This is a genomic window from Streptomyces sp. Y2F8-2, from assembly GCF_014905555.1.
Taxonomy (GTDB): Bacteria; Actinomycetota; Actinomycetes; order Streptomycetales; family Streptomycetaceae; genus Streptomyces; species Streptomyces cynarae.
This window is the reverse complement of record NZ_BNGS01000001.1, coordinates 1216702-1232491: the sequence shown is the minus strand read 5'-3', so window position 1 is coordinate 1232491 and position 15790 is coordinate 1216702. Positions and strand designations below refer to the sequence as shown.

Annotated in this window: 13 protein-coding genes; 7 read left to right on the top strand and 6 right to left on the bottom strand. The window is 71.9% G+C overall.

The window, feature by feature from the left end:
- Positions 1-204: 204 nt before the first annotated feature.
- Genes SY2F82_RS05485 through SY2F82_RS05465 form a run of 5 tightly spaced genes read right to left on the bottom strand, consistent with a single transcriptional unit; the run spans position 205 to position 5752 of the window.
- Positions 205-1515: a DUF58 domain-containing protein gene (locus SY2F82_RS05485; RefSeq protein ID WP_200417742.1), complete on the bottom strand. Its 1311-nt coding sequence runs from the start codon at positions 1513-1515 to the stop codon at positions 205-207.
- Positions 1515-2504, bottom strand: a complete 990-nt coding sequence (locus tag SY2F82_RS05480; protein WP_374707128.1) for an AAA family ATPase — start codon at positions 2502-2504, stop codon at positions 1515-1517. Before SY2F82_RS05480 ends, SY2F82_RS05485 begins: the two co-directional genes overlap by 1 nt.
- Entirely contained in the window at positions 2504-3694 is a 1191-nt protein-coding gene (locus SY2F82_RS05475) for a DUF4350 domain-containing protein (protein WP_200417740.1), read from the bottom strand. The genes SY2F82_RS05480 and SY2F82_RS05475 overlap by 1 nt, the downstream gene beginning before the upstream one ends.
- A complete protein-coding gene (locus SY2F82_RS05470) occupies positions 3691-4407 on the bottom strand; it encodes a DUF4129 domain-containing protein (RefSeq protein ID WP_200417739.1) in 717 nt (238 codons plus the stop codon). The genes SY2F82_RS05475 and SY2F82_RS05470 overlap by 4 nt, the downstream gene beginning before the upstream one ends.
- Positions 4408-4411: 4 nt before the next feature.
- A complete protein-coding gene (locus SY2F82_RS05465) occupies positions 4412-5752 on the bottom strand; it encodes a glycerophosphoryl diester phosphodiesterase membrane domain-containing protein (RefSeq protein WP_200417738.1) in 1341 nt (446 codons plus the stop codon).
- Positions 5753-5892: 140 nt separating this feature from the next.
- On the opposite strand from SY2F82_RS05465, the gene mtnA reads away from it, so the two are divergent.
- The 7 genes from mtnA (at position 5893) to SY2F82_RS05430 (ending at position 14546) form a co-directional block, all read left to right on the top strand.
- Positions 5893-7038, top strand: a complete 1146-nt coding sequence (gene mtnA, locus SY2F82_RS05460; protein ID WP_200417737.1) for an S-methyl-5-thioribose-1-phosphate isomerase — start codon at positions 5893-5895, stop codon at positions 7036-7038.
- A gap of 8 nt (positions 7039-7046) precedes the next feature.
- Positions 7047-7736, top strand: a complete 690-nt coding sequence (mtrA, locus tag SY2F82_RS05455; protein ID WP_200417736.1) for a two-component system response regulator MtrA — start codon at positions 7047-7049, stop codon at positions 7734-7736.
- Positions 7737-7738: 2 nt separating this feature from the next.
- On the top strand, positions 7739-9790 hold the full coding sequence (mtrB, locus tag SY2F82_RS05450; RefSeq protein ID WP_200417735.1) for an MtrAB system histidine kinase MtrB: 2052 nt from the start codon (positions 7739-7741) through the stop codon (positions 9788-9790).
- A complete protein-coding gene (locus SY2F82_RS05445; RefSeq protein WP_374707124.1) occupies positions 9780-11612 on the top strand; it encodes an LpqB family beta-propeller domain-containing protein in 1833 nt (610 codons plus the stop codon). Before mtrB ends, SY2F82_RS05445 begins: the two co-directional genes overlap by 11 nt.
- A 117-nt stretch (positions 11613-11729) precedes the next feature.
- A complete protein-coding gene (locus tag SY2F82_RS05440; protein ID WP_200417823.1) occupies positions 11730-12587 on the top strand; it encodes a ComF family protein in 858 nt (285 codons plus the stop codon).
- Positions 12588-12901: 314 nt separating this feature from the next.
- Positions 12902-13594, top strand: coding sequence for a ribosome hibernation-promoting factor, HPF/YfiA family (gene hpf / locus SY2F82_RS05435; RefSeq protein ID WP_200417734.1), 693 nt, complete (start codon positions 12902-12904; stop codon positions 13592-13594).
- 205 nt (positions 13595-13799) lie between these two features.
- Positions 13800-14546, top strand: coding sequence for a response regulator transcription factor (locus tag SY2F82_RS05430; RefSeq protein WP_200417733.1), 747 nt, complete (start codon positions 13800-13802; stop codon positions 14544-14546).
- 21 nt (positions 14547-14567) lie between these two features.
- On the opposite strand, the gene SY2F82_RS05425 is transcribed toward SY2F82_RS05430, so the two are convergent.
- Entirely contained in the window at positions 14568-15770 is a 1203-nt protein-coding gene (locus SY2F82_RS05425; protein ID WP_200417732.1) for a winged helix-turn-helix domain-containing protein, read from the bottom strand.
- Between the last annotated feature and the right edge of the window lie 20 nt (positions 15771-15790).

The window sequence follows — 15790 nt, the reverse complement described above, 5'->3', positions numbered from 1 at the left end:
TTACAGCGCCGATGGTACTGCAGGGGGGACCCTGTGGGAGAGTAGGACACCGCCGAACAATTCTTGAGAAAACCCCCGTGCTATTCAGCACGGGGGTTTTCTGCGTTAAAGGTTAAAGACAAGGACAAAGAACAAAGACAAAGGACGTGGCGGAGGGGCGAGGGGAAGGGGCGGTGAAGGCCGCGGGCTCACGCCCCTCTGGGCTCAGAGCCGCCCCGCCGCCTTCAGCGCCAAATACGCGTCCGCCACCGCCGGCGCCAGATCCTCCGGCGTCGCGTCCACGACCGTCACCCCGTGACGCCGCAGCCGCTCGGCCATGCGTGTCCGTTCCGCATGGGCCTGGGCCGCCGCAGCGGCCTCGTACACCGCCTCCGTGCTGCCGCGGGCGGTCGCCATGCGGGCGATGTGCGGATCGCCCACCGACGCCAGCAGCACCGTATGGCGTTGGGTGAGCTGGGGCAGTACCGGAAGGAAGCCCTCTTCGATGGGAGCCGTGTCCAGTGTGGTCAGCAGGACGATCAACGAGCGCCGGGGTGCCGACCGTAGTGCCGTAGCCGTGAGACCGCGGGCGTCCGTTTCCACGAGTTCGGGCTCCAGCGTCGCCATCGCGTTGACCAGCGACGGCAGGACGTCGCCGGCGGCACGTCCCTGGACCAGAGCGCGCACCCTGCGGTCGTAGGCGAGCAGGTCCACGCGGTCTCCTGCACGGGTCGCCAGCGCGGCCAGCAGCAGCGCCGCGTCCATGGAGGCGTCCAGGCGCGGGGCGTCGTCGACCCGGCCGGCTGAGGTACGGCCCGTGTCCAGGACCAGCAGGATGTGCCGGTCGCGTTCGGGCCGCCACGTGCGCACCGCGACCGAGTTGTGCCGTGCCGTGGCGCGCCAGTCGATGGAACGGGTGTCGTCCCCGGGGACGTATTCGCGCAGGCTGTCGAACTCCGTGCCCTCGCCGCGCGTCAGCACGCTGGTGCGGCCGTCGAGTTCCCGCAGGCGAGCCAGTTTGGCGGGAAGGTGCTTGCGGCTGGTGAAGGGAGGCAGAACCCGGACCGTCCAGGGGACTTTGTGGGTCCCTTGGCGGGAGAAGAGGCCGAGTGGCCCGTACGAACGGATCGTGACGCGGTCGGCTTGGCGGTCGCCTCGGCGGGTGGGCCTAAGACGGGTCGTCACGCGGCGGCGCTCGCCCGGAGGGACCGTCAGAACGTGGCGGGAGGCGGTCACTTCGGTTCCAGGGTGCCAGCTGCTGGGCGGCCAGGCGTCGCGTAGGCGGGCGCGCAGCGGCCGTCCTGACGGGTTGGTGACCGTGAGCGTCACGTCGACCGTGTCCCCCAGGCGTACGGAGGCGTCGCCGGAGCGGGTCAGGCCCAGTCGGCGTACCGGCGCGGCCAGTGCGAAGTCGCAGGCGCACGCCAGTGCGAGGGAGCCGTTGACGGCGAGGACACCTGTCCAGCTGGGGTCCCAGATGCCGACCGGGAGGGTGCCGAGTGCCGCGAGGAGCGCGGCGCGTCCGGTGAGTGCCATCAGCGGGGGACGGGGACGTGGGCGAGGATCGCGTTGATGACCGAGTCGGTGGTCACTCCTTCCATCTCCGCCTCGGGGCGGAGCTGGACGCGGTGACGGAGTGTCGGAAGGGCGAGTGCCTTCACGTCGTCGGGGATGACGTAGTCACGGCCCGTCAGCCAGGCCCATGCTCGGGATGTGGCGAGCAGGGCCGTGGCACCGCGAGGTGACACGCCGAGCGTGAGGGACGGGGATTCGCGGGTGGCCCGGCAGATGTCCACGACGTAGGCGGTGATCTCGGGAGAAACGGTCGTCTTGGCGACGGCGGCACGTGCGGCCTCGAGGTCCTCGGCGGTCGCCACGGGGCGTACGCCGGCGGCGCGCAGGTCGCGCGGGTTGAAGCCTGCGGCGTGGCGGGTGAGGACGTCGATCTCGTCCTGGCGGGACGGCAGAGGGATCGTCAGCTTGAGCAGGAAGCGGTCAAGTTGGGCCTCGGGGAGGGGGTACGTCCCCTCGTACTCGACCGGGTTCTGCGTCGCGGCGACCAGGAACGGCTCGGGGAGCGGGCGCGGGGTGCCGTCGACCGTGACCTGGCGCTCCTCCATGGCTTCGAGGAGGGACGACTGGGTTTTGGGCGGCGTGCGGTTGATTTCGTCCGCGAGGAGGAGATTGGTGAAGACGGGGCCTGGCTGGAAGGAGAACTCGGCGCTGCGGGCGTCGTAGACGAGAGAGCCCGTGACGTCGCTCGGCATCAGGTCCGGTGTGAACTGCACACGCTTGGTGTCGAGTTCGAGGGCTGACGCGAGCGCGCGGACCAGCAGTGTCTTGGCGACGCCGGGGACCCCTTCCAGCAGGACGTGCCCACGGCACAGCAGGGCGACGACGAGGCCGGTCACGGCGGGGTCCTGGCCGACCACGGCCTTGGCGATCTCGGCGCGCAGGGCCTCCAGGGAGGCGCGGGCTGCGCCCGGATCCCCGGCGATCCCGGCGTTGTCAGTGGTCGGGTCCATCATGGACGGCGTACCTCTCTTTCGAGGGCGTCGAGTTGGTCGGCGAGGGCGATCAGGGCCGCGTCGTCGCCGGGCGGCGGGCCGAAGAGGAGGGAGTGCAGGGACTGTCCGTCGCCGTGCAGATGGGCGGACAGCGCGGGGAGCAGGGCCTCGGGCGCGTGCGCCTGGGCGAGGGGGACGCCTACGAGGGGGGCGAGACGGGTGCGGGTGGTGGAGCGCAGAGCGTCGGCCGCGCGGTCGCGGGCGTCGGCTTTGCGGTAGAGGCGGGCGCGGCCTTCGACGGTTTCGGAGGCGCGGATCGCGACGGGGAGTTTTTCGGGGACGAGTGGGCCGAATCGGCGTGCCCGCCACAGGGCGGCGAGGGCTGCGGCGATGAAGAGCTGGAGCGTGCCCCACAGCCAGCCCGAGGGGAGCAGGTCGAGGAAGCTCTGGCCGCCCGAGTCGGTGGCCGAGGTGTCGGAGAGCGAGGGGAGGTACCAGACCAAGTGGGAGCGCGAGCCGAGCAGTTGCAGGGCGAGCGAGGCGTTGCCCTGCTCGCCGAGACGGTTGTTGTACAGGATGTCGGGCGCGCCGAGGACGACGGTGTCTCCGGCTCCGGATGCGGCCGGGATGCGCACCAGGGTGGGCAGGCCCTCGCCGGGGTAGCAGCGCTCCGCGTGTGCGTCGCTCGTGCGGTAGCGGACCCCGCCCGTGTCGGCGGTGCCCGCTCGCCGGGCCTCGGGCAGGTCGCAGGCCGGCGCCAGTGTCGATTCGAAGCTGACGGCGGGGTCGGCGGAGACGCCGGGAGCCAGCGTGCCGGTGGACGTCTCCGGAGCGACGAGGATCGTCCGGCCGCCGGAGCTCTGCGTCGCCTGGTGCAGCAGGCCCTGTTGACGGTGCGTCAACTGCTCGGGGGCGGCGACCAGGAGCGTGGTGTCGGTGCCGGCGGCGGCGCGCGCCTCGTCGAGGGTGGTGACCACGCGCGTGGACACGCCCCGGTCGGCGAGGAGCCGGGCGACGGCGTGGCTGCCGGAGGGGTCGGCGGAGCGCGGGTCGAGGCGGCCGTGTCGGTCCCCGGATCGGATGACGGCGATCACGAGGGCGCCGGCCAGCAGGATGACGACGGCGAGGAGCACACCGCGTGCCCGGGTCCACCCCTGGCGCACGGTGGGCGAGGCCGACGTGGATGCGACTGCGGCCTCGGCGGTCATCCGGGGGCTCCCTGGCGGGTGTTGTGGGCCGCGCTGGGGGCGTTCTCGGTGAGGTGGGGCTTGGCGCGTTCCAGGTCGTCGTCGAGGGCGGCGAGCCGGCGGTACGTTCCTTCGCCCGCGGCCCGGCCGCCGTATGTGACGTCGTCGAAGTCCCGGGCGGCGGCGCGCAGCCGGTCCGCGTGGTCGGGGAGGGCGCGGCCGGCCTCGGATGCCGCCTCGTCGGCGGTGCGCCCCGGGCGGGTGTCGAGGAGGGCGCGTTCCTCCAGGGAGCGGACGACGGCGCGCATGCGTTCCTGGACGGCCTGGTTCCAGTGGCCCTGGGCGGCGTGCGCCTCGGCGGCCGCCCGGTGTTCGGCGGCGCTGCGGGGGCGGTCGTCGAAGAGCGTGGCGGACGAGGTGGGCATGCGGCGCGGGGTGCCCAGGCGCCACCACAGGGCCGCGACGAGCGCCACGACCACCACCACGATGACGAGGAGGCCGACGGGGCCGCCGGGCGTCGCGGTGGAGGCCTCGGCGAAGAGCCGGTCCAGCCAGTCCCAGAAGGCGTTCAGGGCGCGCTGCAGCAGGCCCGGGTCGTGCTCGTGGTACATCCGTTTGGACAGCTCCCGCCGGGCCGCCTCACGCGCGGGGTCGCGCGGGATCGTCACCGGTGGTCCGTCGCCCGAGCGCCACAGCAGCGGTGCGGCTCTCAGTGCTCCCCCCGTCGGTCTCACCCCGTCAGCTCCCCGCGGTGGTGCCGGGGACGCCGGAGCCGTAGTCCTGCAGGCCGGCGGCGCGGGCCAGCTCGAGGTCGAGGGCCTCGCGGCGGATGCGCTGGTCGATGTAGAGCAGCACGGTGACGCCCGCGGTGATCGGAAACGTGATCATGCGCCCGATCACCGAGCCGAGGCCGCTGACGATGAGAAACGCCCAGCCGGGGCTGCCGGTGGAGCCGCCCATGAGGCTGCCGAGGCCGTCGCCGCTGAACACCCCGGCCAGGAAGGCGAAGGGGATGACGACGATCGACGCCACGATGCCCGCGATGAGCTGCGCGAGCAACTGGATGCCGAAGACCCGCCACCACGAGCCGCGCACCAGCTTCACGGAGCGGCTCATCGCCTTGCGGATGCTCTGCTTCTCCAGCATCAGCGCGGGCGAGGCGAGCGAGAAACGGATGAGGATCCACAGAGCGACCACACTGGCGCCGAGGCCGCCGAGGACGGCCAGCGACACGCCCGCCGCGGTGGACCCGGACCAGACGATGAGGACGCCGGGCAGTGTGCCCACGGCGACGATCGACATGCCCATGAGGGGCAGCAGGATCGTGAGCCCGCCGAGCCGGGCGAGCTGCGGGCGGGCGTCGCGCCAGGCCTCGGCGGCGGTCACCGGCCTGCCGAGCACCGCCCTGCTGGTGACGGCCGTGAGCAGGGCCGTGGCGATGATCGTGCCGAGCAGCACCAGCAGCATGACCACGGCGGAGCCCAGCAGCGCGTCGCCCAGGGCGCGGCTCACCTCGGTCATGGAGGCGCTGGGGTCGTTGAGGGTGTTCGTGTCGGTGGTGTCGTTCAGGACGAGGCCCTGCAGCAGGATGACGACGGTCTCCGTGACGACCGCGACGGTCAGCGAGATGCCGAGAACCGTGCGCCAGTAGGTGCGCATGGTGGAGACCGCGCCGTCGAGGATCTCGCCGACGCCGAGCGGGCGCAGGGGGATGACACCGGGCCTGGCCGCGGGCGGAGGACCCCAGGCACCGCCCCAGCTTCCGTTGCCGCCGAACCCTTGCTGCGGGGCGCCCCAGCCGTCGCCGGGCCCTGCGTAGCCGCCGGGAGCGGTGGGAGGGCGGGTGCCCCAGCCCGGGCCGGGCGGAGGCGATGGCGGGGCCTGGCCGGGGCCGTGAGGCTGAGGAGCGGTCCACTGTCCGGGCGGGGGCTGCGCCTTGGACCACTTGCCCGACGGCTGCGGCTGATCGGTACCGCTCTGGTCCGAGGGCTGCTCCGGGGTCTGCGCGCCGGAGGTGTCCGGCTGCCGCCCGTCGGAGGGGGAAGATCCGGGCGAGGCCCAGCCCGGAGTGTCGTTCATCGTCGCTCCTTCACGGTGCCCGTCCGCGGTCGCGGCGGCGGGTTGGCAGCCATCGTGCCACGGTGTGTCCGCCGGGGAACCGGGGGTGGTGCGCGCAGCATGCCTTCAATAGTCGGCGGTGTACGGGGCAGACTGACCGCATGGCTGATCAGTACGCGCGATCCGGCGAGGAAAACGGGGCGGCTGCGATACCGGCGATCCGCTGGGACGAGCCGCCCGAAGGCCCGGTTCTGGCGCTTCTCGACCAGAGAAGGCTGCCGGCCGAGGAGGTGGAGCTCGTGTGCACGGACGCGCCCGCGCTCGTGGACGCGATCCGTACGCTCGCCGTGCGCGGGGCACCGCTGCTCGGGATCGCCGGGGCGTACGGTGTCGCGCTCGCCGCCGCGCGCGGTTTCGACGTGGACGAGGCCGCCGCCGCGCTCGCGGGCGCCCGGCCCACCGCGGTGAACCTCGCCGTCGGCGTGCGCAGGGCCCGGGCCGCGTACCGGGCCGCGCTCGCCGACGGCGGTGACCTGCGGCAGGCCGCCGAGGCGGCGCTCGCCGCCGCGCGGGCGCTGCACCGTGAGGACGCCGAGGCCAGTGCGCGGATGGCGCGGCACGGCTTGGAGCTGCTGGACGAGCTGCTCCCGGGCGGCGGGCACCGCCTGCTCACGCATTGCAACACGGGTGCGCTGGTGTCGGGCGGGGAGGGCACGGCGTTCGCGGTGGCACTGGCCGCACACCGGGCGGGGCGGCTGCGCAGGCTGTGGGTGGACGAGACGCGTCCGTTGCTGCAAGGTGCTCGACTGACGGCGTACGAGGCGGCCCGCAACGGGATGGCGTACACCTTGCTCACGGACAACGCGGCGGGCTCGCTGTTCGCCGCGGGCGAGGTGGACGCGGTACTCATCGGGGCGGACCGGATCGCGGCCGACGGCTCGGTCGCGAACAAGGTGGGGAGCTACCCGCTCGCTGTGCTGGCCCGGTACCACCACGTGCCGTTCATCGTGGTGGCGCCGGTGACGACGGTGGATCCGGAGACACCGGACGGGGCGTCCATCGAGGTGGAGCAGCGGCCCGGGCACGAGGTGACAGAGTTCACCGCACCTCAGGTGCAGGTGGCTGGAGCGGAAGCGGGAGGCGGGATACCTGTGGCACCCCTCGGGACCCAGGCGTACAACCCGGCGTTCGACGTGACGCCTCCGGAACTGGTGACGGCGATCGTCACCGAGGAGGGCGTCGCGTCGCCTGTGACGGCCGATTCACTCGCTGCGCTGTGTGACAGGTCACGCCAGGTAACGATTTAGTTAATGGGATGATGTGGTCCATGAAGGGACGAGTCCTTGTCGTCGACGACGACACCGCACTGGCCGAGATGCTCGGCATCGTGCTGCGTGGTGAAGGTTTTGAGCCGTCTTTCGTAGCCGACGGTGACAAGGCGCTGGCCGCCTTCCGTGAGACCAAGCCCGACCTGGTGCTGCTCGACCTGATGCTGCCGGGTCGGGACGGCATCGAGGTGTGCCGTCTGATCAGGGCGGAGTCCGGTGTGCCGATCGTGATGCTCACCGCCAAGAGCGACACCGTGGACGTGGTGGTGGGCCTCGAGTCCGGCGCGGACGACTACATCGTGAAGCCCTTCAAACCGAAGGAGCTCGTGGCGCGCATCCGGGCGCGGCTTCGCAGGTCGGAGGAGCCTGCGCCGGAGCAGCTCGCCATCGGTGACCTCGTCATCGACGTGGCGGGTCACTCGGTGAAGCGCGACGGGCAGTCGATCGCGCTGACCCCGCTGGAGTTCGACCTGCTGGTGGCGCTGGCGCGCAAGCCGTGGCAGGTGTTCACCCGCGAGGTCCTGCTGGAGCAGGTGTGGGGCTACCGCCACGCCGCGGACACCCGCCTGGTGAACGTGCACGTCCAGCGGCTGCGTTCGAAGGTCGAGAAAGACCCGGAGAAGCCGGAGATCGTCGTGACCGTTCGCGGCGTCGGTTACAAGGCCGGGCCGAGCTGACCATGACCCAGGGCAGTGCCGCTCCGGCGCCCGGCCGGCCCGGAGCCCACCCGGGGCGGCCTGTCGGTCGGCGCACGACGCGCTCGGGGTGGGAACGGTTCTTCGAGGGCGGGCTGCTTCAGGGCGGAGTCCACGGCAGCCCGGTCCTCCGGCTCGTCATGCGCTGGGTGCGCCGCCCGCTGCTGCCGATGATGCGGCTGTGGCGGCGCAACATCCAGCTGCGGATCGTCGTCACGACTCTGCTGATGTCGCTCGGCGTGGTGCTGCTGCTGGGCTTCGTCGTCATCGGGCAGGTCCGCAACGGTCTGCTGGACGCCAAGGTGAAGGCGTCGCAGAGCCAGGCCGTCGGCGGGTTCACCGTCGCCGGGCAGAGGGCCGACAGCGCGGCCAGCGCGAGCGACGGCAACGACAACTCCGGCACGGGCAACAACCCGGTGCAGAACGTCAGCGGGTGGATGAGCGATCTCGTCGAGTCCCTGTCCAGCGGTGGTCAGGGCGCCTTCGACGTGGTCACGCTGAGCACCACCGCCGCGGACAACGAAAACCGCGGTCTCGGTCCGCGCGCGTCGGGCGAAGTGGATCCGAGCCAGAGTGTGCCGGAGGACCTGCGCAAGCGCGTCGACGCCGGCATGGGCGTGGCCCAGAGCTACACCCGCATCGTCTACACCGACGGCCGGGCCACCCAGCCCGCGCTGATCATCGGCAAGCAGATCAACGACCCGAACGGCGATCCGTACCAGCTGTACTACCTCTTCCCGCTCACCCAGGAGGAGAAGTCCCTCAGCCTGGTCAAGGGGACGCTCGCCACCGCGGGGCTCTTCGTCGTCGTACTGCTCGGCGCCATCGCCTGGCTCGTGGTGCGCCAGGTCGTCACTCCCGTACGGATGGCCGCGGGCATCGCCGAACGGCTGTCCGCCGGGCGTCTGCAGGAGCGGATGAAGGTCACTGGTGAGGACGACATCGCGCGCCTGGGCGAGGCCTTCAACAAGATGGCGCAGAACCTGCAGCTGAAGATCCAGCAGCTGGAGGACCTGTCGCGGATGCAGCGGCGGTTCGTCTCGGACGTGTCGCACGAGCTGAGGACGCCGCTGACGACCGTGCGGATGGCTGCCGACGTCATCCACGAGGCGCGCGTCGACTTCGACCCGGTGACCGCGCGGTCGGCGGAACTGCTCGCCGACCAGCTGGACCGGTTCGAGTCGCTGCTCGCGGACCTGCTCGAGATCAGCCGGTTCGACGCGGGTGCGGCGGCGCTGGATGCCGAGCCGATCGATCTGCGGGACGTCGTGCGCCGGGTGGTGAGCGGGGCCGAGCCGCTCGCCGAGCGCAAGGGCACGCAGATCCGGGTCGTCGGCGACCAGCAGCCGGTCGTGGCCGAGGCGGACGCCCGGCGTGTCGAGCGGGTGCTGCGGAACCTGGTCGTGAACGCGGTCGAGCACGGCGAGGGCAAGGACGTCATCGTCAAGCTCGCCGCGGCGGGCGGCGCGGTCGCGATCGCGGTGCGCGACTACGGCGTGGGGCTCAAGCCCGGGGAGGCGACCCGGGTGTTCAGCCGCTTCTGGCGGGCGGACCCGGCACGCGCGCGTACCACCGGCGGTACGGGCCTGGGGCTGTCCATCGCCCTGGAGGACGCGCGGCTGCACGGCGGCTGGCTGCAGGCGTGGGGCGAGCCCGGAGGGGGGTCGCAGTTCCGGCTGACGCTGCCGCGGACCGCGGACGAGCCGCTGCGGGGCTCCCCGATACCCCTGGAGCCGCTGGACTCACGGCGCAACCGAGGGCTCAGCGACGCCGGACCGCCGCAGGGAGACTCCGGCAAGCGCGCCATGGTGCCGGCGCAGTCGACCGGCGAGAAGGCGGCCGGACGTGACCCGATCGCGCCGCGGACGGCCGTGACGCCGACCGCGGACCCGACGGCGATGCCCGGCAACGGGGCGCGCGTGGTGCCACGGCCCGCCGAGGGCGCGCGACGCCCGGACGGCAGGGCACAGGAGCCGCCGAGGGGCGGCGGCGGATCCGACGAGCGTGAGCAAGGGGAGGCGTTTCGTGGGCGCTGAGGGGGGCGGCCGGCGGCGTGCGCTGCTCAGGGGGGTGTACGCCGGCTTCGGTGCCGTGCTGCTGGCCGGGTGCGCCTCGATGCCGGACAGCGGGGATCTGCGGGGGGTCGAGTCGACGCCCCGGCAGGACCCGCAGGTCCGCGTCTTCGCGATGCCCCCGCGTGAGAACGCCGGGCCGGCGGAGATCGTGCAGGGCTTCCTGGAGGCGCTGACCAGCGACGACCCGCAGTACGAGACGGCGCGCAAGTACCTCACGGCCGCTGCGTCGCGCGGGTGGGATCCCGACGCGTCCACCACGGTGCTCTCCGACGGGCCGAACACGGTGCCCGAGCACACCCGGAGCCGGGAGGCGGGCGACGACTACGCGTACACGCTGACCGGCACCAAGCTCGCGATGGTGGACGAGCAGCACGCCTACACGCCGGACTCGGGGACGTACAGCGCCACGGTGCACCTGACGCTGGTGAAGAAGACCGAGCAGTGGCGCATCGACGCGCTGCCGCAGGGCGTGGTGATGGGCAGGTCCGACTTCCAGCGCAACTACGTGTCGGTCAACAAGTACTACTACGCCGCGAACGTGCCCGCGGGAGAGGGCGGACAGCTGAGTACCGTCGCGGACCCGGTGTACGTGCGCAGCAAGGTGGACCCGGTGACCTCGACGGTCCGCGCGCTGCTGAAGGGCCCCACACGCTGGCTGGACCCCGTGGCGACCTCCAGCTTCCCCTCGGGCACGGCACTGCGGAAGGACGTCACCTCCCTGTCGCCCGACGACCAGAACAAGCTGACGGTGCCGCTCAACGACAAGGCCGACCGGGTGGGGGCGACGCAGTGCGACAGGATGGCGGCGCAGCTGCTGTTCACCCTGCAGGACCTGACGCCCACGGGCGTGAGCCAGGTGGAGCTGCGCGGGTCGAAGGGCATGAAGCTGTGCGCGCTCAACGAGGACCGGGCCGAGGCCATCGCCTCGCACGGCACGGGCCGGCGACCCGAGTACGAGTACTTCATCGACGGCAGGCAGCGGCTGGTGCGCCTGCCCAGCGGCAGCGGCTCCAAGCAGCCCGAACCGGTGCCGGGCCCGTTGGGTGAGGGAGAGAAGCCGCTGCGCGCGGCCGCCGTCTCGCGGGACGAGGACACCGCTGCCGGCGTCTCGGCCGACGGGGAGTACCTGTACGTGGGCTCGCTGACGTCGGGCGCCCCGCTGGGGAACGCGGTGCTGACCAGCGGCGGCGCGTCGAAGGACGACCGCCTGACGACTCCCAGCTGGGACGGCGGGGGCGACCTGTGGGTGGCCGACCGTGACCCGAAGCGGCCTCGGCTGCTGATGCTGCAGCAGGGCGCGGGCACGCCGGTGGAGGTGCGCACACCGGGCCTCGACGGGCGGATCGACGCGGTGCGGGTGGCGGCCGACGGGGTGCGGATCGCACTGATCGTGGAGAAGGACGGCAAGACGTCCCTGCAGATCGGGCGCATCGAGCGGGACAGCGAGAGGGGCGGGCAGCCTGCTGTGTCGATCCTGGAACTGCACTCGGTGACTCCGCAGCTGGAGGAGGTCACGGCCATGTCGTGGGCCGGTGACAGCCGGCTCGTGGTGGTCGGCAGCGAGGCCGGCGGGGTGCAGCAGATCCGGTACGTGCAGGTCGACGGCTCCACGCCGGCGGGCTACCCGCCCGCCTCGCTGACGGGCGTGAAGCAGATAGCGGCGTCCGAGGACGAGCGGCTGCCGCTGGTGGCCTACTCGGAGGACGGGATCGTGCGCCTGTCGTCGGGGGCTCAGTGGCAGAAGGTGGTCAAGGAGGGGACGGCGCCGGTCTATCCCGGGTGACCCCGCGCGCCCCGAGCAGAGCCCTCCGCCGGTGGTTCGACGGCCACCGCCCGGTTGTCCACAGTGTGTTTTCCACAGGGGTGGCAGGCCGCTGCGGGCGTGGGCACAGTGGTCGCCATGCGGGGGTGGTGGCAGGACTTCACCGACCTGGTACTGCCGGCCGAGTGCGGAGGCTGTGGCAGGCCGCGCACGGTGCTCTGCCCGGAGTGCCGGGCGGCCCTCCACAGCACCGCGCCACGCCGGGTGCGGCCGGTGCCGGAGCCGGCGGGCCTGCCCCCGGTGCACGCGGCGGCGCCGTACGAGGGCGCGGTCCGCGCCACGCTCCTGTCCCACAAGGAACGGGGCGCGCTCACCCTCGCGGGACCGCTGGGTACGGCTCTGGCGGGGGCGGTGCGGGCCTGCTGCGGCTCGGCGGCCTCGCGCGCCGGTGGCGGTCCGGCGCCCGTGCTGCTCGTGCCCGTCCCCTCCGCGCGGCGGGCCGTGCGGGCGCGGGGGCATGATCCGACGCGGCGGATCGCGCTCGCGGCGGCGGGGCAGCTGCGCCGGGCCGGGACGGCGGCCAGGGTGGCGGCCGTGCTGCGGCAGCGGCGGGCCGTGGCCGACCAGGCGGGGCTCGGCTCCCGGCAGCGGCTGACCAATCTCGCGGGCGCTCTGGAGGTGGCCGCAGGCAGCGCCCGGCTGCTGGCTGGTGGGCGGATCGTCCTCGTCGACGACCTGATGACGACGGGCGCTTCGCTGACGGAGGCGGCACGCGCGGTGCGGGCGGCTCTCGCGGAGGCCGGTAGTGCGGACACGGAGGTGTATGCGCGCGTGGCAGGGGAAGCAAGGGGGGAACGAAGAGCGTGGGAGACGACGGCACCGGCGCACCGGCCCCGGGGGCCGTGGGGAACGGCCGCTGGGAACGGCCTCCAGGACGGGATCTGCGCGGCCGTGATCGCCGCTTCACCGGAGTCTTTCGAAACAAACCGGAACTGACCGAGAACTTGCTTCGTTGCAGGTAATGAGCAGGTCAATTCACCTGAACGGAGGTACGCCGCAGTAGAGGGTGACGACATCCGTCCGGGCGAGATATGTTCGGTTGAGAGGGAAAGGCGCAGGCCGTCCCTCCCTTGTCCGAATGCCGTGCTGCGGGTTTTCTGAAATCACCCGTAGCGGTGGGGTGGAGACCTCGCCCCCGGGGGAGGAGGAGGTGGACGTCACCGAGTCCGAGGTTCCGGCGCTCGCCGGAGCCTGGTGCACAAGGGAGATGCTCCGCCAGGGAGCGGAGCGATCCGGGAACGGAGTTCTGCGTGGACATCGTCGTCAAGGGCCGCAAGACCGAGGTGCCCGAGCGGTTCCGGAAGCACGTGGCCGAGAAGCTGAAGCTGGACAAGATCCAGAAGCTGGATGCCAAGGTGATCAGCCTCGATGTCGAGGTGTCCAAGGAGCCCAACCCGCGGCAGGCCGACCGCTGTGAGCGAGTGGAGATCACCCTTCGCTCCCGTGGTCCGGTGATCCGGGCGGAGGCAGCGGCAAGTGATCCCTACGCGGCACTCGACCTGGCGGCGGAGAAACTGGAGGCCCGGCTGCGCAAGCAGCACGACAAGCGGCACACCCGCCGAGGGGTCCGCAGGCTCACGGCAGCCGAGGTGCCCGATCACGTCCCGGGTGCCGCGACGCTCAACGGCAACGGCGGCCTCGTACCGGAAGAAGAATCGGACGCCGTGCCGACCAAGAAGATCGGATCGCTCGAGGTGAAGGGCGAAGGCCCCCTCGTCGTCCGCGAGAAGACCCACGTCGCGTCTCCGATGTCACTCGACCAGGCGCTCTACGAAATGGAGTTGGTCGGGCACGACTTCTATCTGTTCGTCGACTCCGAGACCAAGCAACCCAGCGTCGTCTACCGGCGGCACGCCTACGACTACGGCGTCATCCACCTCAGCACCGACCAGATGGTGGCCGAGGCACAGGCGGCCGACGCCGGCGGAACGCTCCGCGGCTGAGCCCGCCGGGTCATGGCATAACACGGTGCCCCTGGTGAGCCCATGCGCCCCCAGGGGCACCGGTGTGCCACCACTTCGCGCCGCGCTCTGTCACCTGACTGTCGCCCGGGCATGGAATCATGGTCAAAACGGCTCAACCGGTGGGTCGTTGCCTTGGGTTGGCGATGGCACAGGACCACAGGCCACAGCCTTCAGGGGGAGGAACATGGCGGACAGCTTCGGACCGACGCACGACGAGAACGCCGACGACGGCGTCGCCGGCACGGTCCCGGAGACGGGCCCTGCACGCAAGGAGCCGATCCGCGTTCTCGTCGTGGACGATCACGCCCTCTTCCGCCGCGGCCTGGAGATCGTGCTGGCGGCCGAGGAGGACATCCAGGTCGTCGGCGAGGCCGGGGACGGCGCGGAAGCGGTCGACAAGGCGGCCGATCTGCTGCCGGACATCGTGCTGATGGACGTGCGGATGCCCAAGCGGGGCGGCATCGAGGCATGCACCTCCATCAAGGAGGTGGCACCCAGCGCCAAGATCATCATGCTGACGATCAGCGACGAAGAGGCCGATCTCTACGAAGCGATCAAGGCGGGCGCCACGGGTTACCTCCTCAAGGAGATCTCCACCGACGAGGTGGCCACCGCCATTCGCGCGGTCGCCGACGGGCAGTCGCAGATCAGCCCCTCCATGGCGTCGAAGCTCCTCACCGAGTTCAAGTCGATGATCCAGAAGACCGACGAGCGCCGGCTGGTCCCGGCGCCGAGGCTCACCGACCGGGAGCTGGAGGTCCTCAAGCTCGTCGCCACCGGAATGAACAACCGGGACATCGCCAAGGAGCTGTTCATCTCCGAGAACACCGTGAAGAACCACGTGCGCAACATCCTGGAGAAGCTGCAGCTGCACTCCAGGATGGAGGCCGTGGTCTACGCGATGCGGGAGAAGATCCTCGAGATCCGCTAGCGGGCCCGGACGATCCAGGGATCAGCCCAGGGCACGGGCCAGCTCCCGGACGAGCGGCTCGCGCAGTTCCGGGGCGTCCACCCGCTCCACGCGGACGTTGGTGCAGTCCACCCAGCTCGCCGCCTCCAGCAGCGCCTGCGCCACCGACGGGACCGCCTTCGCGCCGTCCAGCGTGACCTGCCGGGCGACCAGCGTGCGGCCCTCACGCGCGGGGTCCACCCGGCCGACCAGCCGGCCGCCGGCGAGGACCGGCATCGCGAAGTAGCCGTGCACCCGCTTCTGCTTGGGGACGTACGCCTCCAGGCGGTGGGTGAAGCCGAAGATCCGCTCCGTGCGCGCCCGCTCCCAGATCAGCGAGTCGAACGGCGACAGCAGTGTCGTCCGGTGGCGGCCGCGCGGCGGGGTCCGCAGCGCCTCCGGATCCGCCCAGGCAGGCTTGCCCCAGCCCTCGACCGTCACCGGGACCAGGCCCGAGTCCGCGATCACGGAATCGACCTGTTCGCCCTTGAGACGGTGGTAGTCCGCGATGTCCGCGCGTGTGCCGACGCCCAGGGAGCGGCCGGCCAGGGAGACGAGGCGGCGCAGGCACTCGGCGTCGTCCAGTTCGTCGTGCAGCAGCGCCTCGGGGACGGCGCGCTCGGCCAGGTCGTACACCCGCTTCCAGCCGCGGCGCTCGACGCACACCACCTCTCCGTACATCAGCGCGCGCTCCACCGCGACCTTCGTGCCGGACCAGTCCCACCACTCGCTGGTCTTCTTCGCTCCGCCCAGATCCGTGGCCGTCAGGGGGCCTTCGGTGCGCAGTTGCTTGATGACCTGGTCATAGGCGCCGTCCGGCAGGGTGTGGCTCCAGTGCGGACGGGAGCGGTAGGCGCGGCGGCGGAAGGCGAAGTGGGGCCACTCCTCGATGGGCAGGACGCAGGCGGCGTGCGACCAGTACTCGAACGCGTGCGGGCCGGCCGTGGACGGGCCGTCGGACGAACGCGTCCAGTACGCCGAGTCGACCGCCTTGCGGCCTATGGCTCCGAGGCGGGCGTACGGAATGAGTTCGTGCGAGCGGGCCAGGACCGAGATGGTGTCGAGCTGGACGGCGCCGAGCCGGCGCAGCAGGCCACGCACGCCGGCCCTGCGGTCGGGAGCACCTAGGAAGCCCTGCGCCCGCAGGGCGATACGGCGGGCTTCGTCGGCGGTCAGTTCGATGGTGGGACGGGGGAGACTCGGCATGGTCACACCGTAGGGGGCGG